This window comes from Micromonospora sp. NPDC093277, assembly GCF_044765245.1.
GTDB lineage: Bacteria > Actinomycetota > Actinomycetes > Mycobacteriales > Micromonosporaceae > Micromonospora.
In genome coordinates this window covers 459521-479042 of record NZ_JBIWJO010000006.1, presented here as the reverse complement: position 1 = coordinate 479042, position 19522 = coordinate 459521, and the positions used below count along the sequence as shown (strand labels likewise).

General features: G+C 71.7%; 18 protein-coding genes. 5 read left to right on the top strand and 13 right to left on the bottom strand.

The annotated features are described in order from the left end of the window. Window positions 1-627: 627 nt before the first annotated feature. The 3 genes from ACIRG9_RS16535 to ACIRG9_RS16525 all read left to right on the top strand — a co-directional run bounded on the left by ACIRG9_RS16535 (window position 628) and on the right by ACIRG9_RS16525 (window position 3801). Entirely contained in the window at window positions 628-1584 is a 957-nt protein-coding gene (locus ACIRG9_RS16535; protein WP_402856037.1) for a sulfotransferase family protein, read from the top strand. A 216-nt stretch (window positions 1585-1800) separates the two neighbouring features. Then, complete coding sequence (locus ACIRG9_RS16530; RefSeq protein WP_402856034.1) at window positions 1801-3069, top strand: ATP-grasp domain-containing protein; 1269 nt, start codon at window positions 1801-1803, stop codon at window positions 3067-3069. A gap of 213 nt (window positions 3070-3282) precedes the next feature. Continuing rightward, window positions 3283-3801, top strand: a complete 519-nt coding sequence (locus ACIRG9_RS16525; RefSeq protein ID WP_402856031.1) for a hypothetical protein — start codon at window positions 3283-3285, stop codon at window positions 3799-3801. A 95-nt stretch (window positions 3802-3896) separates the two neighbouring features. On the opposite strand, the gene ACIRG9_RS16520 is transcribed toward ACIRG9_RS16525, so the two are convergent. The 11 genes from ACIRG9_RS16520 to ACIRG9_RS16470 all read right to left on the bottom strand — a co-directional run bounded on the left by ACIRG9_RS16520 (window position 3897) and on the right by ACIRG9_RS16470 (window position 15840). Next, on the bottom strand, window positions 3897-4601 hold the full coding sequence (locus tag ACIRG9_RS16520; protein WP_402856029.1) for a DUF4386 domain-containing protein: 705 nt from the start codon (window positions 4599-4601) through the stop codon (window positions 3897-3899). Between the two features lie 233 nt (window positions 4602-4834). Next, window positions 4835-7147, bottom strand: a complete 2313-nt coding sequence (locus ACIRG9_RS16515; RefSeq protein ID WP_402856090.1) for a lantibiotic dehydratase — start codon at window positions 7145-7147, stop codon at window positions 4835-4837. A gap of 259 nt (window positions 7148-7406) precedes the next feature. Beyond that, window positions 7407-8465, bottom strand: a complete 1059-nt coding sequence (locus tag ACIRG9_RS16510) for an LLM class flavin-dependent oxidoreductase (RefSeq protein WP_402856026.1) — start codon at window positions 8463-8465, stop codon at window positions 7407-7409. 34 nt (window positions 8466-8499) lie between these two features. Then, on the bottom strand, window positions 8500-9732 hold the full coding sequence (locus ACIRG9_RS16505; RefSeq protein ID WP_402856023.1) for a vanadium-dependent haloperoxidase: 1233 nt from the start codon (window positions 9730-9732) through the stop codon (window positions 8500-8502). 27 nt (window positions 9733-9759) lie between these two features. Next, window positions 9760-10302, bottom strand: coding sequence for an NAD(P)H-dependent oxidoreductase (locus tag ACIRG9_RS16500; protein WP_402856020.1), 543 nt, complete (start codon window positions 10300-10302; stop codon window positions 9760-9762). Continuing rightward, on the bottom strand, window positions 10299-11360 hold the full coding sequence (locus ACIRG9_RS16495) for an aldo/keto reductase (protein ID WP_402856017.1): 1062 nt from the start codon (window positions 11358-11360) through the stop codon (window positions 10299-10301). Before ACIRG9_RS16495 ends, ACIRG9_RS16500 begins: the two co-directional genes overlap by 4 nt. A 22-nt stretch (window positions 11361-11382) precedes the next feature. Further along, entirely contained in the window at window positions 11383-12720 is a 1338-nt protein-coding gene (locus ACIRG9_RS16490) for an LLM class flavin-dependent oxidoreductase (protein WP_402856014.1), read from the bottom strand. Next, window positions 12717-13454: an ABC transporter ATP-binding protein gene (locus ACIRG9_RS16485; protein WP_402856011.1), complete on the bottom strand. Its 738-nt coding sequence runs from the start codon at window positions 13452-13454 to the stop codon at window positions 12717-12719. Before ACIRG9_RS16485 ends, ACIRG9_RS16490 begins: the two co-directional genes overlap by 4 nt. After that, entirely contained in the window at window positions 13430-14266 is an 837-nt protein-coding gene (locus ACIRG9_RS16480; protein WP_402856008.1) for an ABC transporter permease, read from the bottom strand. The genes ACIRG9_RS16485 and ACIRG9_RS16480 overlap by 25 nt, the downstream gene beginning before the upstream one ends. Continuing rightward, window positions 14263-15327, bottom strand: a complete 1065-nt coding sequence (locus tag ACIRG9_RS16475; protein WP_402856005.1) for an ABC transporter substrate-binding protein — start codon at window positions 15325-15327, stop codon at window positions 14263-14265. The genes ACIRG9_RS16480 and ACIRG9_RS16475 overlap by 4 nt, the downstream gene beginning before the upstream one ends. Then, window positions 15328-15840, bottom strand: a complete 513-nt coding sequence (locus tag ACIRG9_RS16470; protein ID WP_402856001.1) for a flavin reductase family protein — start codon at window positions 15838-15840, stop codon at window positions 15328-15330. It lies immediately after the preceding gene. 478 nt (window positions 15841-16318) lie between these two features. On the opposite strand from ACIRG9_RS16470, the gene ACIRG9_RS16465 reads away from it, so the two are divergent. Next, a complete protein-coding gene (locus ACIRG9_RS16465) occupies window positions 16319-17119 on the top strand; it encodes a DUF998 domain-containing protein (RefSeq protein WP_402855999.1) in 801 nt (266 codons plus the stop codon). Here the strand turns inward: ACIRG9_RS16465 and ACIRG9_RS16460 are convergent. Then, window positions 17045-18292 (bottom strand): MalY/PatB family protein, encoded by a 1248-nt coding sequence (locus tag ACIRG9_RS16460; protein WP_402855996.1) that lies wholly within the window; start codon window positions 18290-18292, stop codon window positions 17045-17047. The genes ACIRG9_RS16465 and ACIRG9_RS16460 overlap by 75 nt on opposite strands. A 180-nt stretch (window positions 18293-18472) precedes the next feature. Between ACIRG9_RS16460 and ACIRG9_RS16455 the strand changes: the two genes are divergently transcribed. Continuing rightward, complete coding sequence (locus ACIRG9_RS16455) at window positions 18473-18904, top strand: helix-turn-helix transcriptional regulator (RefSeq protein WP_402855993.1); 432 nt, start codon at window positions 18473-18475, stop codon at window positions 18902-18904. 193 nt (window positions 18905-19097) lie between these two features. Here ACIRG9_RS16455 and ACIRG9_RS16450 read toward each other — a convergent pair whose 3' ends face one another. Next, window positions 19098-19508, bottom strand: a complete 411-nt coding sequence (locus ACIRG9_RS16450) for a VOC family protein (RefSeq protein WP_402855990.1) — start codon at window positions 19506-19508, stop codon at window positions 19098-19100. Window positions 19509-19522 lie beyond the last annotated feature (14 nt).

Here is a 19522-nt window from a genome sequence, read left to right as displayed (position 1 = left end):
TGCCCCCGCGTCATCAAACGCGCCCGCCACAACTCCTACCGCGTCAAACGACCCACCGACAAGATCACCCGCCACAACCGACCCGCCATACCCAAGCTGGCCTGCCCAGACGCCTTAACTTAATGGCATTGGCTCTTGGTTCGCCAAGGTCGCCCTATGCACTTCGGGAAAGAGGGTCTGCTTCTTCCTGTATGGCCCCCGAGGAGAAGACCGGCAAGACCCGGTTCCACTTCGACACCCACGGCGAGCTCCTACCCGGTCCAGGACAGGTGAGCACTCATCCTCCCATGATCCGCGAACAAGGCCAGGTGCACGCTTCTGCCGCCGACCGAGTGCTTACCCACCGCGGCAGACCCCTTCGTGGAGGCCCTTCATCCGATCGTGCCGACGAGCGGAAGTTGTCCGCTGTTTTGAACTACATCGACGCAAACCCCTGCGGGCCAAGCAGGGGAGGGCGCCAGCTCGAGACCCTGCACGGGGGGCTGCCCGCGACGAGCCCGCCACACGCTCACCTGACGGGGCGCTTGACCGGGTGACCGTCCGGCGGGTGCTGGTCCGGCCCGTAGCAGCGGCTGAAGGAGGTAAATGGCTTGCACGGGCGCCGGGCTGAGAGTTTGACTGCTCGCCATGACTTTCCCCTCACCGATCTTCGTCGCGGGTACGGGTCGTTCGGGAACGTCACGGATCGCCGACATCATCGGCGAACATCCGCTGATCCATCGGATTCCCATGGAGACCCGGTTTCTCGTCGACCCGGGCGGCCTGCGGGACCTGGCCGACGCGCTCACCGATCGGTACGACCCCACCGTTGGTGAGGACGCCCTGCATCGGCTGAGCGACTTCCTCACCGTACGAGTGCCCGGCCGGCGCGACGATCGCGGCAAGACCGTTCCCGAGCTGGTCGGCGAGCGGCGCTACCGGGACGCGGTGCAACAGCTCTGGCCGAAGTTGATCGCGTGCACATATGACGAACCGGCGCCCGCGGAAGGCTTCGGGAATGCTGACCGGCCTGCCGGGCCGTTCGAACCGCTGAGCCGCCGGCGGATACTTCCCAGGTATTTCAGCGACCGGAGCGAGCTGCTCGGAATCTTGCGGGGCCTGATCGACACCATGTTCGGCGGAGCAGCCACCGACGCGGGCAAGCCGACCTGGTGCGAGAAGACACCGTTCAACCTGCTGTGCATGGAGTTCCTCTGGGAACTGGTCCCCGAGGCGACCATCGTGCACATCAAGCGTCACCCGGTCTCAGTGCTCGCATCCCACCTGGCCCAGCCATGGGCACCGCCCACCGTCGACGGCGCGCTCGCCTACCTCATGCCGGTCTACCACCGATGGCTCACCTGGAAGAACACGGTCGACCTGACGGGCAGGCGATACATCGAGGTGAAAGCAGAAGATCTCGCAGCCGACTGGCCCGGGCAGCGCCGCGCCCTGTTCGAGCGGCTCGATGTCGACGACTTCGTCACCTCTTCAACGTTTCAGTCGCACAAGCTGACGAGCCGCAACAACCAATTCGACAACGAAACCCGCGAGTTCATCGAAGCAGCATTCGGCAAGGTCATCCCGGCCATGGGATATGAGTGACGGCTCCGGCTCTCCACCTTGACGTCGTCGTGTCGCGCCCCTCGAACGCCCGGTGACGCTGCTTCAGCCGAACCGCATCGCGGACCACTCGTTCGCGACTGCGTCCGGCCTCGACCGCTTCCCTGCGGCGCCGCCAGTCTCGCCGGGTGGCATCGGCTGCGCGGTCCGGGTGGATTATCGGATGCGTTCGTCGGCTGTTTAGCTGATCGTTGTTGGATGATGTTGCTGGTGCCCGCCGATGTGTTGCGCCCCCGCCGGCCAGACGAGCACTTCGCCGACGAGGCCGAAGCGGCCCGCCAGGCCGGAATCGATGTCGCTGTGATCGACCACGACGCTGTCGTTCGCGGACAGACGGACGGGGCCGCCGTCGACAGGGTTCCCCAGAGTGCGGACGCGGTCTACCGGGGGTGGATGCTGCGAAGTGAACAGCACGCGGCACTGGTGCGAGCCCTCGCGGGTCGCGGCGTGACCGTGCGGACCAGCCCCGAGCACTACCGGCGGGCGCATGAGCTTCCCGGGTGGTACTCCGCGATCGAAGGCCACACTCCGCAGTCGGTCTGGACTTCCGGCGACGATCGCGGCAACTTCCTCCAAGCGTGCGCGGCCCTCGGCACCGGCCCGGCGGTGCTGCGTGACTACACCAAGTCGATGAAGCACTACTGGCATCAGGCGTCGTTCATTCCGGACGTGACCGATCACGACGCGGCATGGCGGGTGGCCAGCCGGTTTCGGCAGTTGCGCGGTGACGACTTCGCCGGCGGCTTTGTGTTGCGCCGGTTCGAGTCGTTCGTCGGGGCGGAGGTGCGGACGTGGTGGGTCGAGGGTTTCTGCCGCTTGGTCACCGCGCACCCCGATACCCCGGAGCACCAGCCACCCACAAAATTCGACCTGACGGCCGTGGAAGCCCCGATGCGGGCCTTGGGCCTGCCGTTCGTGACTGCGGATCTCGCGTTGCGCGATGCCCCGCCACACCAGGTTCCAGGGCCCGAAGTCACCATGGCAGACCAGGTCGTCGGCGTCGAACCTGCCAGCACTGGCCGCCCACCCCGACTTGGCGTTCGGGCGGAAGCCGTGTACCGCGTCGTGGTAATCCCGCAGGAGGCGGGCCATCGCGATCAGCCCGGCATCCTCGACGACCTTGGACCACGCGGCGCCACCCGACTCGCCGTCGAGGTAGGTGAGAACCTCTCGGCCGTCCGTGTCGACACCGAGCAGCCGAGGCGCGTAGGGGAAACCGACCGATTCCAGGTGCCGCAGCAACTCATGGATGGTCGGCGACCACGGGTGCATCGGACGGCGCACGGTATCGCCGATGCGTACAACGTGGCGATGCGGGTCATCCTGGAGCACCTGGGGATCGACCATGCGCCAACACGATACTCACCCGGCCCGGGGCGCCACGAGCGCCGCAAGATCGATCTAGCCTGGCGACCACATCGAACGGACGATCATGGGTCACCCTGGATCAACGGCGAGGTCGGGTAGGCAGCGGCGGCGGTCGGCCGTCCGGGGTCACCGGACCGCCCACCAGACCCTGCTCGGCAGTATTGCGGCCCAGTTGCTCGTCGACCGGACCGCGGCGTTGGCGGCGGAGCTGCCAAGGGCGCTGCGCACGGTCGCCTGGGAATTCACCGGTTGAGCGGACGGGCGGGATACCGGGGCAGCGCGGGAAGGCGCCGTGTGATCTCATACCTGCCGATGACGACCCCCGACACCCCCGTTACCGATCCCGACGCCGCCACGGCCACGCCGCCGCAGGTGCGCCGCATGATCGTGCTCATGATCGCCAACCTGGCCCTGAGCGCCCTGCTTGCTGTCCTGATGCTGGTCTTCCGGGAGCAGTTGCTGGACTACCAGCTCGCCCACCTTGACCTGCCCGCCGGCACCGACCTGGCCGCCGCCCGAGAGGCGCTGCGCTCCTCGGCGTGGTCCCGCGTGCTACCCGTGGCGCTGGTCGCGCTCGCCTACCTGTGGGTGATCCGCGGGCTGCAGCGGGGCCAGCGAAAGGCGTACCGTCAGGTGGTCTTCATCTCGGTAATCGTGCTGCTCAGCTCCGGCCTGACCCTGCTCCAGCCGTTCCCCTGGTGGATGTGGGCGATCAACGTCGCCAAGGCGCTGGTGGCGGTCGCGCTCCTCTTCCTGGCCAGCCGGCCCCAGGTCCGCAGCCGGTTCGCCGCGACCGATCGGCCCGGCGTGTTCGACCGCTTCTCGTCCTGATCTCCCGGCCGCCGCCGCGCCCGCCCGCCGGGCGCGAGCGGCCGGCCAGCCGTACGGGCGGAGCGGGCCGGGAACGACCTCCCAGCCCGCAACGGTTAGACGGCCGCGTCCTGTACGGGCCGGGTGCTGGCGGCGACCATTCCTGCGGTGACCGGGGAAGGCCTGAAGCCTTTGACGATCAGGTAGACGCCCAGCGAGAACTCCCACACCGCGATGGGGATGGTCGCGATCGCCGTCACCGGCGACAGTCGGTCCCAGAGGCCGAACAGTATGCCGGCGTCGGAAACGACGAGCAGGGGCGCCCCGACGAGTCCGAGCACAGGAAGAACCCGTGGCACGAGGCGTGACTGGTACAGCAGGGACCCCAGCAACAGGGCGTTCACGGCCGGAATGAGGCCTTGGCTGAGAAGGAAGATCGAGTCATAGAAGGCGACCAGCGCCTGGCCGGTGACCAACGCATCTGTTCCGGCTCCGGCCTGCCGCAGGGCCACGACCGTCAGGAGGCTCGCGACGCCGACGAAGATGCTGGCGGCTTCGAGAATCCGGGCGCTGACGAAGCCCAGCGCTCGGGCTTCGCCCTGCCGCTTGACCACCGGGTACAGAACGACGGCGGTGCCGATGCAGGCGAGGGCAACGATCACCTCAAGGACGCCACCGATGACGTCTGGGGTTTCCGACGTGCTGCCGACGATGTAGTCCGCGTCGTGCACCGAACCGTACAGGGCGAGGGTCGGAATCGAGGCAAAGGTGAGCACGTAGAACCCGCCCGCGACCAGCGCGGTCCTCCTCAACGAGTCCATCCGGGGCTCCTTCGTCACCGTCGTTCAATCGATGATGGCCATGGATCACCCTCCTGCGGATCGGTGCGAAGGCGAATCGGCCACTCGGGCAATCCTCGCGGCGTCGATGGAACCAGGGGGTCGCCGGCGCGCCACGCATGACCCTGATCCGCTGCTTCGGACACCTGGGTCAGGCGATGATCGTCTCGGTCACTGATCGCCTCCGACCACCGACCCGATTCGGAACTACTCGTCTACCGATGCTGGTGTACCGCCACCAGCCGCAGCTCGGAGGTGTACCGGTCGCCCCGGTCGTCGGTGAGCCAGGTCTGCGCCGGCGTGGGCAGCATCTCCGTCACGTTCAGCCGCGCCCCCGGGTCCTTGCGGGCCAGCCGGCGCACCGCCTTGGCCAGGATGTTCACGTACACCGGGGCGTCGAAGTCCACGAAGAACGGCCTCGGCTCGCCGGGCAGGACCACGAAGACGAAGCGCGGCAGGCCGTGCTCGGCCTGCCACCACCGGGCCCGGACGAACCGCCGGGCCTCGTCGCGTTCGTCTGCGAACTCCAGCGTGCCCGCCCCGAACCGCCACGCCTCCCGGGTCACCACCATCCGGTCGATGGTCACCCGCGGGGAGTGGTCCGCGTCCGGCCGCAGGTTGAAACGGTCCAGCACCCGGTTGGTCATCGCGAAGCCGAACACCTCGAGCAGGTCGAACTCCGCGCCGTCGGGCAGCACGACCACCAACCGGCCGTCCCGGTCGAGCACCGGGACGTCGGCGCTCATCACGGTACGCGGACGGTGCGGGTCGGCGGTCCAGTCCACCAGCCCGAGGTAGTAGTCCTCGGGGCGGACCAGGGTGGGTTGGCTGCGCGCGGACCATCTGGGCAGCTGCTCCTTCGGCAGCATCGGCAGGATCCGGGGGTCGGGGAAGTCCCGGCTGGTCTCCGCCAGCAGCGTGGCCGGGTCCGGGTGCTGCCGCACGAACAGCGAGGCGCCGACGGTGTTCAGGGCCAGGTGCAGCTCGCCGAGCACCAACTCGAAGTCTCCCCGGCTCACCGCTTCGGCGCTGGGCGCGGAGATGATGACGTCCGGGCTGACGTAGCGGGCGAGTTCCCAGCCGGGGCCGGCGTCCCCGAACGCCGCCTCCACCTCGGGGGCGAGGTCGGACCAGGCGAGCTGGACCCGGCGTACGCCGGGGGGAGCGCCGACGATCTTCGCCCACCGCTCGCGCAGCTCGGCCTGGATTTCCGCGATGCCCTCGGCCGCCTCCGGGTGCGGGATGGGCAGACACGCCAGCCAGAGCGTGTTGAGGTCGACCCGGCCGGTCCGGGCCAGCAGGTCGTCGTGGACCCTCCGCAGGCGGGCGCCGATGAACTCGGCGAACCGGCCGGTCACCCAGCGCGCGGCGGTCAGGCACAGCCCGAGCGGGCCCAGTTCGTCGAGGACCGGGGCGCCGACGACCGCCGTGGCGGAACGCCGGCAGTCCAGGTAGACCAACGCCCGGCAGGACGCCGTACGGGTGCCCTTCTGCCGTTGCGCCGGCGATCGGGTCAGCTCGGCGAAGTCCTCCTCCAGCGCGGTGACCGCGGCTCTGAGCCGGGCGCCGTCCTGGCCCGCCGCGCGTACCCGGTCGCGGGCGTGTTCCAGCGCGTCGAGCTTGGCCAGCGCACGCCCACGGAGTCCCGGATCGCCGATCCGGTCGAGGGCGGCGCGCAGGTGCCGCTCGGGATACGCGTCGGCCGGGACCTCCAGCCGCCACGCGATCCAGCGCTTCGCGGCGAGGTGCTCCAGCGCCTCGACGACCTCGGCCACGGCGACCGTCCGGCCGAGCCCGGCGGAGACCTCGGCGGCGAGTTCGGCGACCTGCCGTATCCCGTCGCAGCGGACGAAGACCGCCCGGTGCAGCGGCTCGACCGGCTGTGCGGGCCGGCCCGGCACCAGGATCGAGTCCTCGGTGGCGCGGACGAACGGCTGGCGTCGGGGCGGGATCCACTCGCCCAGGGCGGCCTCCTCCGAGATGGCCTTGGCCAACGTGTCGACGGCCCAGCTGGAGAAGTAGACGTTGGAATCGGCGATCAGCCCGGTGCCGGTGGTCACGGTGAGGCCGCGTACGCCGGGGTCCAGCGTGCCCCAGCCGACCGGGCCGAAGAAGCCGATGGTGTCGTTCTTGACGCAGAACCGCTGCCAGTAGTGCGCGACGAGTTCCTCGCGCTGCCGGGGCATGCTGGTCCGCCCCGCCGCCGTCGGTGACCAGTCCAGGAACGGCTTGATCCCGGTACGCAGCAACGCCGGGTTCTGCCACGCGAGGGCGGCCTGGAACCGCTCCGACCCGGCGACGTCCTGCAGTTCCCGCGCGGTACGGACCGCCGCGTCGGCGAAGTCGGTCAGGAACCCGTCCCAGTCGGGTCCGGACAGGTTCCGCCCGGGGGTGAACCGGTCGGCGGCATCCGCCAGGCCGAGCGGCGCGAGGCGCAGGACGCCGGCGACCGGGAAGCCTGGTCCCCGCAGCGCGAACTGGGACCACAACCGCCACTGACCGTCACCCAACAGGATCTCCGCGGACATGGCCGTGCTCACCTCCACACGCTCCGCGCCCGGCACGCCGGACGGGTGGTGGCTGGACGGCACGGCCGAGCGGGCGTGCCCACCCTGCACCCTTGTCGCCGCGCCGACCGGGCGCCAGGGAAGGACGGGCTGCGCGTTCGTCTCCCCGCCGACGCCGACGCCGACGCCGAGCCGACGTTGACGCCGCCCCGGCCCGGGACGGCCGCCCGGACCGGGGCCGGCCGTGCCGTCCGGTCCGGGCACCGCCGCCCGGTGGCGCTCAGTCGCGCAACAGCGGCAGCAGTTGGTCGCCCTGGCGTTTGATCTCCGGCAGGTAGGGCGTGTCGGAGAGCACGAAGTGGGTGATGCCGAGGGCCTGGTACCTGCGCAGCGACCGGGCGACCTCCTCGGCGGTGCCGACCAGCCAGGTGGTGCCCGCTCCGCCGCCGCCGAACCGGCCCGGGGTGGTGTAGAGGTTGTCGTCGAGCACCTCACCGCGTTGGGCGAGGTCGAGCAGCCGCCGCTGGCCGACGGCGGCCTGCCAGTTCGGGTGGCGCGTGCCGCCGTCCGCGCCCTGTGCCATCTTCGCGACCTTGGCCTCGGCGTCGGCCCACGCCTGTTCGGTGGTGTCCCGCACCAGCGTGGTGACCCGCAGGCCGAACTCCAGCGGGGCGTGCTCGCGGCCCAGCTTCTCGCTGAGCAGCTCGAGGCGCTCGATCCGCTCGGCCACGCCGTCGAGCGGCTCGCCCCAGAAGAGCTGGACGTCGGCCTCGGTGGCGGCCACCTCTTCGGCGGCCGGCGAGGCGCCGCCGAAGTAGAGGCGGGGATGTCTACGCGTGCCGTCGACGATCGGCCGGAGCGCCACGGTGGAGTCGGTGACCTGGAAGTGCTCGCCCTGATAGGTGACGTTCTCCTCGGTCCACAGCCGGCGCACGACCTGCAGGAACTCCTTGGTGCGGGCGTAGCGGTGGGCCTGCTCGCCCTCGCTGTCGCCGTACGCCGGCAGGTTGTCCTTGCCGGAGACGATGTTGACCAGCACCCGGCCGCCGGTGAGATGATCCAGCGTCGCGGCGGCCGAGGCGAAGTTCGCCGGCCGCCAGTAGCCGGGCCGGATCGCGATCAGCGGCTGGAAGGTCGCCGTCCGGGCGGCCAGTGCGGCGGCGACGGTGAAGGTGTCGGGCCGGCCCCAGCCGGTCCCGATGAGCGCGCCGGCCCACCCGTGTTCCTCGAGGGCCTCGGCGTGGCTGGTCAGGGTCTCCAGGCTGTTGTGGTGCTCGACGGCATCGTCGCCGCGATGGCCGGGCTGGACCTGGTTCGGGATGTACCAGAGGAATGTCATCGTGATCTTCCTGCTCTGGGTAACGGGGGAGTGGTCAGCCGAACAGCCGTGGCGCGTTGCGGACGGCGTTCGCGGCGACGTCCCGGCCGAGCCGGACGCCGGCCTCGTCGGCTGCCCGGGTGTGGATGCCCGACCACACCCGGGCGTCGGTGTTCTCCTCCGTGGGCCGTCGCCAGTCGACGTAGGTGCGGGTGGCGCCGGGCTGGCTGGGGCTGGTGATCGTGTACGGCTGCCGGGCCCGTGCCCCGAACAGGGCGGTGAGCACCTGCTCGGCGGCACCGGCGTAGGTGTTGTGCCCGCTGGGGTAGTCCGGGTGCGCGGGTGTCTCGTGCAGCGGCGTCCATTGGCCGTCCCCGTCGGCGGTCCGGATGGCGGTGACCGGCCGCCAGCGCAGGTAGGCGTATTTGGCGTCGGAGGTGGCGATCTGGGTGTCGACGAGCGCGACGTGGAAGACGGCCACCAGGCTCGCCCGCCACGCGACCGGCCCGGTGGACTGGGCGAGCGCGGCGCGCAGGATCCCGGTGTAGAGGGTCAGCGAGGAGCCGAGCCAGAACGTCGCCGTGTCGGTCTGCCGCGCGGTGCGTACGGTGCTGTCGGCGGCGCCGTACGCGCGGACCTCGGCCAGGTCGGCACGGTAGCGCGCCGAGCCCAGCGCGGGCGGCGGCCCGGGCCGGTACCGGTCCGCGCGGTCGAGCAGGAACGGCGTGGCGAACCGGGTTCCGGCCTGCTGGGCTGCGGTGAAGCTCGGTGGGGTGGGCTGCCAGACGCCCGGCCCCGGGTCAGGCGCGGGATACGCCGGGTTGACGGAGGCCGGGTCGAGCCCGTCGCCGGCCCGCTGGGCGAGCAGCGACCGCGCCTCGGCCTGCCCGGCGGCCACGCCACGGTTCTTGGCCGGCCCGTCGGGGATGCGGTCCAACGTGGTCCGCAGGGCCGCGTCGAGGGCCGGCGTGCCCTCGGGGATCAGGGTGCTCAGCGCGGTGTGGACGGCGGACGCGAGCGCGGCGTCCTGGTAGTGGCGCGCGGGTCCGGCCGGCGTGGTGCGTACCGCGCGGGCGGCCGCGAGCCAGCTGATCGCCCACGCGCGGCTGTTGGTGACCTGCGGCCGGGTGCTGGTCGCGATGGTGGCCGCGGTGGTGTCGTACCACTGCAGGGCGGTGTCGATCGGGGCGGCGGCTGCCGGCGCGGCGACCGGCAGGCCGGCCAGCAGCGCGGCGGCGGCGATCGCGGCGAGGCTCCGGCGCCAGCCGCGGATGGTCGGGAACGTCATCGGAGATCTCCGGGGGTAGTGCCGCCCTCAGGCGGGGGAGGAGACGGAGGTGATCGGGTCGGTGTGCTGGTCGGCCCACTCGGCGGCGATCTCGGGCGCGTCCGCCAGCTGGGACTCCGGTACGGCCAGCGGCGTCGACGCCTTCGCACCCAGTTCGACCAGGACGTCGCGCAGGGCCGACGCCGCCGCCTCGGCGTGTGCGGGCGAGGCGGCCACCGCCAGCGGCACGGCGGTGACGCCGGCCAGCTGCCGGTGCCCGAACTGGTCCAGGAAGACCTTCAACAGCCCGGTGAAACTGCCCTTGTACGCCGGTGTCGCGACGACCAGCAGCCGCGCGGAGCGCACCGCCGCGAACGGGTCCGGTCCGGCCTTCGCCCCGTACGCCGGCTCCGGTCCGAAGGACACCCCGACGATCTCGGCGAGCTCCAGTACCTGGACAGCGTCCGGCGACCAGCCCAGCCGGTCCAGTAGTGCCCTGGTCACGGCTTCGGCGACGCCTCGGGTCCGCGATCCGGCGCGTGGGTTACCGACCAGCACGACGACTTCCGGGGTCGACGGTCCGCCGCTCACCAGGCCACCCCCGTCGGCTGTGCCGGCGACCCGCCGCGACGGCGTTGGGCCGGGTCGAGTGCCGGTGGCTGGTAGCCGGTGTCGGCGGGGTTGAGGGTGGTGCCGGGCGGGACGATGGCGTCGATGCGGTCCAGCACGTCGCGGGGGAGTGTCACCTTGGCGGCGCCGAGCTGCGACTCCAGGTGTGCCAGGGTGCGCGGTCCGATGATCGCCGACGTGACGGCCGGGTGTTCCAGGACGAACGCGATCGCCAGGTGGATCAGCGACAGCCCGGCCTCGTCGGCGAGGGCGGCGAGTTGGTCGACGGCGGTGAGCTTGGCGGTGTTGGCCGGCAACCTCGGGTCGAACCGGGCCGGGAACCGGTCGGCCCGACGGGAGATCGGGGCTTCCAGCCCGGCGTGGTATCGACCGGAGAGCCAGCCGCCGGCCAGCGGGCTCCACGGGATCACCGCCAGCCCGTACCGCTGGGCCACGGGCAGCACCTCCCGCTCGACACCGCGGGCCAGGATCGAGTACGGCGGCTGCTCGCTGACCACCCGTTCCCGCCCGCGCCGCCGCGCGATCCACTGGCCCTCCACGATGGCCGAGGGCTCGAACGTGGAGGTGCCGAGGTAGCGGATCTTCCCCTGGCGTACCAGGTCGGTGAGCGCGCCGAGGGTCTCGTCGAAGTCGGTGTCCGGCTCCGGGCGGTGCGCCTGGTAGAGGTCGATCCAGCCGGTACGCAGCCGGCGCAGGCTGTTCTCCACCGCCCGGATGATCCAGCGACGGGAGTTGCCCCGGTGGTGCGGGTTGTCGCCGACCTGGCCGTGGAACTTGGTGGCGAGGAAGACCTCGTCCCGCCGTCCACCGGCGAGGGCCTTGCCCACGATCTCCTCCGACTCGCCCTGGGAGTAGACGTCGGCGGTGTCGATGGCGGTGATGCCCTCGTCGAGGGCCCGGTGGATGATCCGGATGCTGTCGTCGTGGTCCGGGTTGCCGCGTTGTCCGAAGTTCATCGCCCCCAGCGTCAGCGAGCTGATCTGTACGCCGGTGCGACCGAACGGCCGGTGCTCGACCATGTTCTCTTCCTTTCTTTCGGGATCAGCGGGACGCGGTGGCGGGCTGCCGGGCGAACTGGTTGGCCGGGCGGGGCAGCCCGTAGTGGTCGCGCAGGGTGCTCCCGGTGTATTCGGTGCGGAACAGCCCCCGGCGCTGCAGGATCGGCACGACGTGGTCGACGAACGCCTCCAGCCCGGACGGCAGCACCGGCGGCATGATGTTGAAGCCGTCGGCCGCGCCGCTGCCGTACCACTCCTCGATGGCGTCGGCGACCTGCTCCGGCGTGCCGGCGAAGGTGCGGTGCCCGCGCCCGCCGCCGAGCCGGCCGATGAGCTGGCGTACGGTCAGCCGTTCCCGCCGGGCCAGCGTGACGATCAGCGTGTACCGGCTCTTGGCACCCTCGACCTCGTCCTCGCTGGGCAGGTCGGCGGGGAGTTCCTGGTCCAGGTCCAGGTCCTCGGGATCGACCCGCAGGGTGGTGGCGAGCTGCTGCCGGGCGTACTCCGGCTTGATCAACCGGTCCAGCTCGTCCTCCAGCGCGCGGGCCTCCGACTCGGTGGCGCCGATCGCCGGCACGATGCCCGGCAGGATCTTGATGCTGTCCGGGTCGCGGCCGGCCTGCACGGTACGCCCCTTGAGGTCGCGGTAGAACGCCTGCGCCTCGGCGAGCGTCTGCTGGGCGGTGAAGACCGCCTCGGCGTAGTTGGCGGCCAGTTCCTTGCCGTCCTCGGACGAACCGGCCTGCACCAGCAGCGGGTAGCCCTGCGGCGAGCGGGGCACGTTGAGCGGGCCGGCCACCCGGAAGTAACGCCCGGTGTGCTCGGGCGGGTAGAGCAGGTCGTCGTCGCCCCACCGGCCGGCGTCCTTGTCACCGAGCGGCGCGGCGTCGTCCCAGCTGTCCCAGAGTTTCCGCGACACCTCGATGAACTCGGCGGCCCGCTCGTACCGGTCCCGGTGGGCGGGCAGCTCCTCCAGGTTGAAGTTGCGGGCCGCCTGCACGCCGGCGGTGGTGACGATGTTCCAGCCGGCCCGGCCGCCGCTGATGTGGTCCAGCGACGCGAACCGGCGGGCCAGGTTGAACGGCTCGTTGTACGTCGTCGAGGCGGTGGCGATCAGACCGATGTGGCGGGTCGCGCCGGCCAGGGCGGTCAGCAGCACGGTCGGTTCGAGGGTGCCGCTCGGCCGCCGGCCGATGCTGTTCCATAGCGCCGGGCTGTCGGCGAGGAACAGCGAGTCGAGCTTGCCGCGCTCGGCGATGCGGGCCAGGCGCGTGAAGTGCTCGACGTCGGTCTGCGCGTACGGGTCGCTCTCCGGCAGCCGCCAGGCCGCCTCGTGGTGACCGACGCCCATCAGGAACGCGTTGAGGTGCAGCATGATCATCCTTCCGTTTGTTCGACGCCGAGCGCCCCAAGCAGGGAGTCCCGGTAGGCGAGGAACTGCGGTTGCCGGTGCGACCGGGGCGCCGGCAGGTCGATGGGGAGGTCGACCGCGATCCGGCCGGTGTCGAGCAGCAGCACCCGGTCGGCCAGCGTGACGGCCTCGTCGACATCGTGGGTGACGAGCAGCACCGTGGGCCGGTGCCGGGCGCACAACTCGCGCAGCAGGTCGTGCATGCGCAGCCGGGTCAGCGCGTCCAGCGCCCCGAAGGGCTCGTCGGCCAGCAGCAGCTCGGGCTCGGACACCAGCGCCCGGGCCAGCGCCACCCGCTGCTGCTCACCCCCGGACAGCTCGGTGGGCCAGGCCCGTTCGCGCCCGGCCAGGCCCACCTCGGCGAGCGCCGCGCGGCCCCGCTGGCGTGCGTCCGGCCCGCGCAGGCCGAGGACGACGTTGTCCAGGACGCGCTGCCAGGGCAGCAGCCGGGCGTCCTGGAAGACGACCGAGGAGTGCCCCGGTACGTCGACCAGGCCGCCGCCCGTCGCGTCGCCGTCCAGGCCGGCGAGCGCACGCAGCAGGGTGCTCTTGCCCGAGCCGCTGCGACCCAGCAGGGCTACGAAGTCACCCGCGCCGATCTCCAGGTCGAGCCCGTCCAGGACGGTACGGTCACCGAAGCCACGGACCAGCCCCTGGACGCGTACGGTGCGGGTCGCGGTCAGCCCGCCAGCGTGCGTCGCCACGACAGCGCCCTTCTCTGCACGAGCCGGACGGCACCGTCGGACAGCAGCCCGAGCAGCCCGTACAGCACGAGCCCGACGATGATGATGTCGGTCTGGCCGTACTGGCGGGCCAGATCCATCATGTAGCCGATCCCGCTGGTCGAGTTGATCTGCTCGACTACCACGAGGGACAGCCACGCGGCCACGACCGCGAACCGCATGCCGAGCAGGAACCCGGGCAGCGCGCCGGGCAGCACGATCCGGCGGACGAAGACGCCACGCCGCAGCCGCAGCGACTCGCCCAACTCGACGTAGCGGCTGTCGATGGTCCGTAACCCGTTGTGGGTGTGTATGTAGACGGGCACGAAGACACCCAGCGTGATCGTGGTGACCTTCATCTGCTCGCCGATGCCGAGCCAGAGGATGAGCAGCGGCACCAGCGCGAGCGCCGGCACGGCCCGCTTGATCTGGATCGGTCCGTCGAGGATCGCCTCGCCCCACCGGCTCAGCCCCGCGACGAGCGCCAGCACCGTACCGATGCCGGTCCCGATGACGAGCCCGAGACCGGCCCGCTGGGCCGATACGGCCAGGTGCTCCGGCAGGCGGCCATCCGCGATGAGGTCACCCGCCGTCGTCACCACGGTCCAGGGCGCCGACAGGGTACGAGAGTCGAGCCAGCCGGCCGCCGAGCCGAGCGCCCACAGCGCCAGGAGCAGGAGCGGGCCGATCGCCGCCCCGAACCGGACCGGGCGGCCCGGCTTGAGCCGGCGCCGCGGCCGGCGGGCGGGCGTGACCTCCGCCGGCCGGGGCCGGGTGAGCACCGAGGCGGTCACCGGGCCACTCCCGCGGCGAGCGCGTCCGCGGCGACCGATTCGTACCGCCGGTCGTACAGGTCCTCGGCCCGGAACGGTTTGTTGCCGGTCTCCTTGGCCAGCAGGTCGATGGTCTCCTGGTGGCGGGCGATGGCCTCAGTCCAGCTCGCCGGGATGTCGGCCACGCCGGCGTTCTCGACCAGCCACCTGCCGTCGTCGGTGGTGAGGCCCTGGTCCTTGACGTAGTACCGCTCGATCCACTCGTCGGGGTGGGCCTCGCGCCACCGCCAGGCGCGCGCCCACGCCTGTACGTACTCGCGGATCGCGGCCGCCTTCGCCGGATCGGCCAGCACGGTGACCGGCACGTACAGGTGACCGGGGTCGTCCCGGAGACCGTGCGCGATCGTGGTGGCGCCGTTTCTGCCGTACTTGGTCTCGTAGCGCCTGATCTGCACGCCCCCGATCGGGGCGACCTCGACCTGGTGGCTGGCGAGCGCGGTCACGTAGACGTCGCCGGTGCTCGGCAGCTCCACCAGCTTGACGTCGTCCTTGGTCAGCCCGGCCTTGTGCAACGCCCGCAGCACCAGCGCGCCCTGCGCCTGCCCCGGGCTGTACGCGATCTTCTTGCCGCGCAGGTCGGCGAGGGCGGCGACGGTGACGCCGGGTGCGATGCCGAGCCGGTAGATGGCGTGGTTCAGCGGGTCCTGGCGGAACTTCGACGCGACGATCTTGGTGGGGATGCCCGTCCAGTGGGAGTGGATCGGCGGGATGTCCGCGACCGACCCGACGTCGAGGGCGTCGGCGCGGAACGCCTCCAGGGTCTGCGGGCCACCGCTGATGTTGGCCCACTCCACCTCGAACGTGAACTTCTCCGCCTCGCCGGAGAACTCGATCGCCTTCTGGTGTTCCTTGTCACCGATGACGAGCTTGGTGCCCTCGGGTACGGACTCCGGCAACGGTGCGCCGGCGGCCAGCGTCGCGGCCGGGGTCTCGTCGCCGGCGCACGCGGTCACGCCGAGCGCGACCACGCCGAGGGTGGCGGAGAGGAACGTCCGGCGGTCCAGGATGGATGGCGGCTTCACTTACGGCTCCTTCGTGGCTGCTTGCAGGGCGGCGTACCGCCCCATGTGGTAGAGGAGTGGTGCCCCGTCGCCGTGGTGGCCGCTCAGCGGCTCGGCCAGCACGATGGCGTGGTCGCCGGCGGGCACCCGCTGGGTCACCCGGCACAGCAGCCAGGCGACCGGTTCGTCCAGCAGCGGCACCCCGTACGGGCCGCGCCGCCAGCCGGAGTGCGCGGCGAAGCGGTCGATACCGCTGGTGGCGAAGGTCCGCGCCACCTCGCGCTGGCCCTCGCCGAGCAGGTGCACCGCGACGTGCCGCGCGCCGGCGACGGTCGGCCAACTCGACGACGAGCGCGCCAGGCAGAACGACACCAGCGGTGGGCGCAGCGACACGGACGTGAACGAGGTGGCGGTGAATCCCACCGGCGGGTCACCCGCGGCGGTGACCACCGCGACCGACGCGGCCTGCCGGCGCAGCAGGGCACGGAACGCGTCGGGGTCGACCGGAGCTGTGGATTGGGCGATGACGGACATGACCTTCCTCCTGATCGGGAGCGATGGGTACGCGCCATCCCCGCAGATGGGTGCGCGGCACCAGGCGGCCGTTGATCGGGGTCGCGGAAACGCTGCCGGTCGTCGTCGAGCCGGCGGCGCGGCGGTTGGGGAGAAGTCAGTGATGCGCGCTCAGCGGCAGCAGCCGCGCGCGCCGGTCCAGCCACGGCAACAACCCCGCGACACCGCGATCGCGGTGCCGTCGAGCGGGGGCTGCTGGCTGATCATGCCTTCGAGGCTAACCCATAATTCCTACCAGCAAAATAGGAGTTCTAACCACTGGGACGCCCCCGGGCGCGGTGATCGCGCACGACCCGGGCGGGCGGAGGCCGGCGCGCGGCCCCGAATCCCGTCGAGCGGGTGGCGTACTTCGCCGGACAGCGGGTATGCGCCTGCGCCTCTGTCGCCGGCAGTCGCCGGCAGAGGCCCTTGTCATCGCCGTCGGGATAGGGGAGTGCCCTTGTCATCGTCTCGGGTGGTGGCGGCGCCGGCAGGTCTGCGCATCCTCGGCCTGGCCACCACCGCGCTGGCGCTGCTGCTTTTCGCCCTGCTGCACGTGCTGGTGAACCGGCTCAGCCCGGTCGCGGACACGATCAGCGACTACGCGCTCGCCCCCGACGGCTGGATCTTCGACACGGCGGTTCTGGTGCTGGCCGCCGGCTCGGTGTGCCTGCTCGGCCCGCTGCTGTGGCGGCGACAGGCAGCCGTGCTCCCGGCCACCGCCTGCTACGCCGCCTGGTGCCTCGGTCTGGTGATCCTGACGGTCTTTCCGCGCGACCCGGTCGGGGCGCCGAACACCATGACCGGCGAGATCCACAAGTGGGCTTCCGTGATCGCCCTGCTCGGCCTGCCGCTCGGCGCGCTGCTGACGGCCCGGCGGCGGTGCGGACCGGGGGCCCGGGTGGTGGCGGTGACCGCCACGGTCTGCCTGGTCACCCTCGTTCCGTTCGTCTCCGCCTACCTGGCGAGTTCACCGCTGCGGCCGTACCTCGGGCTGATCGAACGGGCCGTCGCGCTGGGCGAGGTCGCCCTGCTGCTGTTGCTCGGCACGCTGCGCCTGGGCCTGCGGGCAATCACGAACCCGGCGGCGGCGGGACCGGCTCCCGGCGCGGTCCAGCCCGCGGGTGAGGCGGTCCGTCGGCTGGTCGGGCCGGTGCCGGAGCACGGTAGCCGGGCACCCGAGGGCTCAATCCTCCGCCGCCTGGTGCCCGTCGACCGCCCGGCCCATGCGGGTGACGGCCTCGGTGAGGATCGCCGGTGAGGTGGCGAGGTTGAGGCGTACGAAGCCGGTCCCGCCGGTGCCGAAGACATGCCCGGAGCTGAGGGCGACCCGGGCGCGGTCGAGGAACATCCTCGCGGGCCCGGCGAGGTCGCTGGCCACCCCGGGTCCGCCGTCCGGCTGCTCCGTGTCGATTCCCAGCGCAGTACAGTCCAGCCAGGCGAGGTAGGTGCCCTCCGGTCGGTGGTAGGTGACGGACGGGAGGTGCTCGGCCAGCAGCGCCGCCAGCAGCGTGCGATTGGCGTCGAGGCCGTCGAGGAGGAGATCGAGCCACTCCCCGCCGGCGTGGAACGCGGCGGTGTGCGCGATGACGCCCAGGTGACTGGGCCCGTGGCTGACCTCCTCGGGCATCCGGGCGAGGTCGGCGGCGGCCCGCGGCCCGGCGACCGCGACCGCCGCCTTGAGGCCGGCGAGGTTCCACGCCTTCGAGGCGGAGATCAGGGCGAACGCGTTCTCGGCCCCGGCCACCGTGAGGTACGGGGTGAAGCGCGCGCCGGACAGCACCAGCGGGGCGTGGATCTCGTCGGAGAGCACCCGCACGCCGTGCCGGTCGGCCAGCTCGGCGACGGCCTCGAGTTCGTCGCGGCGGTGGACGACGCCGGTCGGGTTGTGCGGGTTGCACAGCAGGAACGCCGGACGGCGGCCGAGGGCCCGGGCCCGGCGGAAGGCCTCGTCGATAGCCGCGGGATCCATCCGCAGGTCGGGTCCGAGCGGGGCCTCGATCACCTGCCGTTCGGCGTGGCTGACGAAGGCGTAGAAGGGCGGGTACACGGGAGGGCAGACCACGACCGCGTCGCCCGGGTCGGTCACCAGCCGGAGGACCTCGACGATCCCCATCATCACGTCGGGTACGACGGTCGTGTGGTCGACCCGGAAGGTGTGCCAGCCCCAGCGCCCGGCGGCGAAGTCACCGAGCGCCTCGGCGTACGCCGTCCCGTACGGGTAGCCGGTGTCGCCGAGGTCGACCGCGCGGCGGAGCGCGTCGGCCACCGGGGGAGCGAGGGGCACGTCCTGCTCCGCGACCCACAGCGGCAGCACGTCGGGCGGATGCATCCGCCACTTCACGCTGGTGCGCTGCCGCAGTTCGTCGAGCGTGAGCAGGGTGAGCGGGTTCCGGGTCGCGGAGCCGCCCGCGGAGAGGACAGGGTCTGCCACGCGGTCCACCCTACGGAGAGGCCCGCATCCCATGGGGTACGGGTTGAGCCGTGCGCCGGTTCGCTGCCGGTCGCCTGGAGTGAGCCGCCCCACACCGGCAATGCCGCGTTCGGTGCGCGAACTCGCCCGATTTGAAGATCAAGTGGGCAGTGCGGCGGCCCACCAGGCAGGCTGTCAGCTGTGACCGCCACACCCGACCCGCGCCTGCGTGAACTCGCCCTGCTCCGCCGCGTCCGCGACCGGATCGACCGGGACTACGCGCAGCCGCTGGACGTGGCGGCGCTGGCGCGCGGCGTACACCTCTCGGCCGGGCACCTGAGCCGGGCGTTCCGTGCCGTCTACGGCGAGTCGCCCTACAGCTACCTCATGACCCGGCGCATCGAGCGGGCCATGACCCTGCTGCGACGCGGTGACCTGTCGGTCACCGAGGTCTGCTTCGCGGTCGGTTGTTCGTCGCTGGGCACCTTCAGCACGCGCTTCTCCGAGCTGGTCGGCATGCCGCCGAGCACCTATCGCCGGCTGGCCGCCGAGGACGGCGCGGGCATTCCCGGCTGCCTGGCCAAGCAGGTCATGCGACCGATCAGGAGCCGGGAGCCCGCCCCGCCCCGCTAGGGCGCTCGCGTGGTCGGGTCCTTTGGACCTGATCGCACAGCCGAATCAGGCGGGACCCGGCCGAGTGCGTGATTCGTTCACGACATCAGGTCCAAAGGGAGCGAGAGAACCTTGGCTGCCGGGCGCTCGGCGACGCAGGCATCGTGCCCGAGGCCCGGCCGGGTGCGGGCCGGATCGGCGATCAGCGGACGGCTCAGCGCAGCTGGTTGATGCGGACCAGGTTGCCGGCCGGATCGCGGAAGGCACAGTCGCGGATCCCGTACGGCTGCTCGGTCGGCTCCTGGACGACCTCGGCGTTGCTGGCCCGCAGCCGATCGAAGGTGCCGTCGAGATCGGTGGTGGCCAGGGTGATGATGCCGTAGGTCCCCTTGGCCATCATCTCGGCGATGGCGCGACGCTCGTCGTCGGTGATGCTCGGATCGGCGGCCGGCGGGTGCAGGACGATCGACGTGCCGGGCTGGTTGGGCGGGCCGACCGTGATCCAGCGCATGCCGCTGTACCCGACGTCGTTGCGGACCTCGAAGCCGAGGGCGTCGCGATAGAAGGCCAGGGCGGCATCCGGGTCGTTCTGCGGGAGGAAGGCCGCGTGAATGGTGATGTCCATGGCGGTAACGCTAT

What these genes read in the sequence shown, in the direction of transcription:
- ACIRG9_RS16510 (WP_402856026.1), bottom strand. Translation starts at nt 8,465, where the DNA reads ATGACATTCCTCTGGTACATCCCGAACCAGGTCCAGCCCGGCCATCGC.
- ACIRG9_RS16505 (WP_402856023.1), bottom strand. Translation starts at nt 9,732, where the DNA reads ATGACGTTCCCGACCATCCGCGGCTGGCGCCGGAGCCTCGCCGCGATC.
- ACIRG9_RS16470 (WP_402856001.1), bottom strand. Translation starts at nt 15,840, where the DNA reads ATGTCCGTCATCGCCCAATCCACAGCTCCGGTCGACCCCGACGCGTTC.
- ACIRG9_RS16490 (WP_402856014.1), bottom strand. Translation starts at nt 12,720, where the DNA reads ATGATCATGCTGCACCTCAACGCGTTCCTGATGGGCGTCGGTCACCAC.
- ACIRG9_RS16515 (WP_402856090.1), bottom strand. Translation starts at nt 7,147, where the DNA reads ATGTCCGCGGAGATCCTGTTGGGTGACGGTCAGTGGCGGTTGTGGTCC.
- ACIRG9_RS16450 (WP_402855990.1), bottom strand. Translation starts at nt 19,508, where the DNA reads ATGGACATCACCATTCACGCGGCCTTCCTCCCGCAGAACGACCCGGAT.
- ACIRG9_RS16535 (WP_402856037.1), top strand. Translation starts at nt 628, where the DNA reads ATGACTTTCCCCTCACCGATCTTCGTCGCGGGTACGGGTCGTTCGGGA.
- ACIRG9_RS16530 (WP_402856034.1), top strand. Translation starts at nt 1,801, where the DNA reads ATGATGTTGCTGGTGCCCGCCGATGTGTTGCGCCCCCGCCGGCCAGAC.
- ACIRG9_RS16495 (WP_402856017.1), bottom strand. Translation starts at nt 11,360, where the DNA reads ATGGTCGAGCACCGGCCGTTCGGTCGCACCGGCGTACAGATCAGCTCG.
- ACIRG9_RS16520 (WP_402856029.1), bottom strand. Translation starts at nt 4,601, where the DNA reads ATGGACTCGTTGAGGAGGACCGCGCTGGTCGCGGGCGGGTTCTACGTG.
- ACIRG9_RS16525 (WP_402856031.1), top strand. Translation starts at nt 3,283, where the DNA reads ATGACGACCCCCGACACCCCCGTTACCGATCCCGACGCCGCCACGGCC.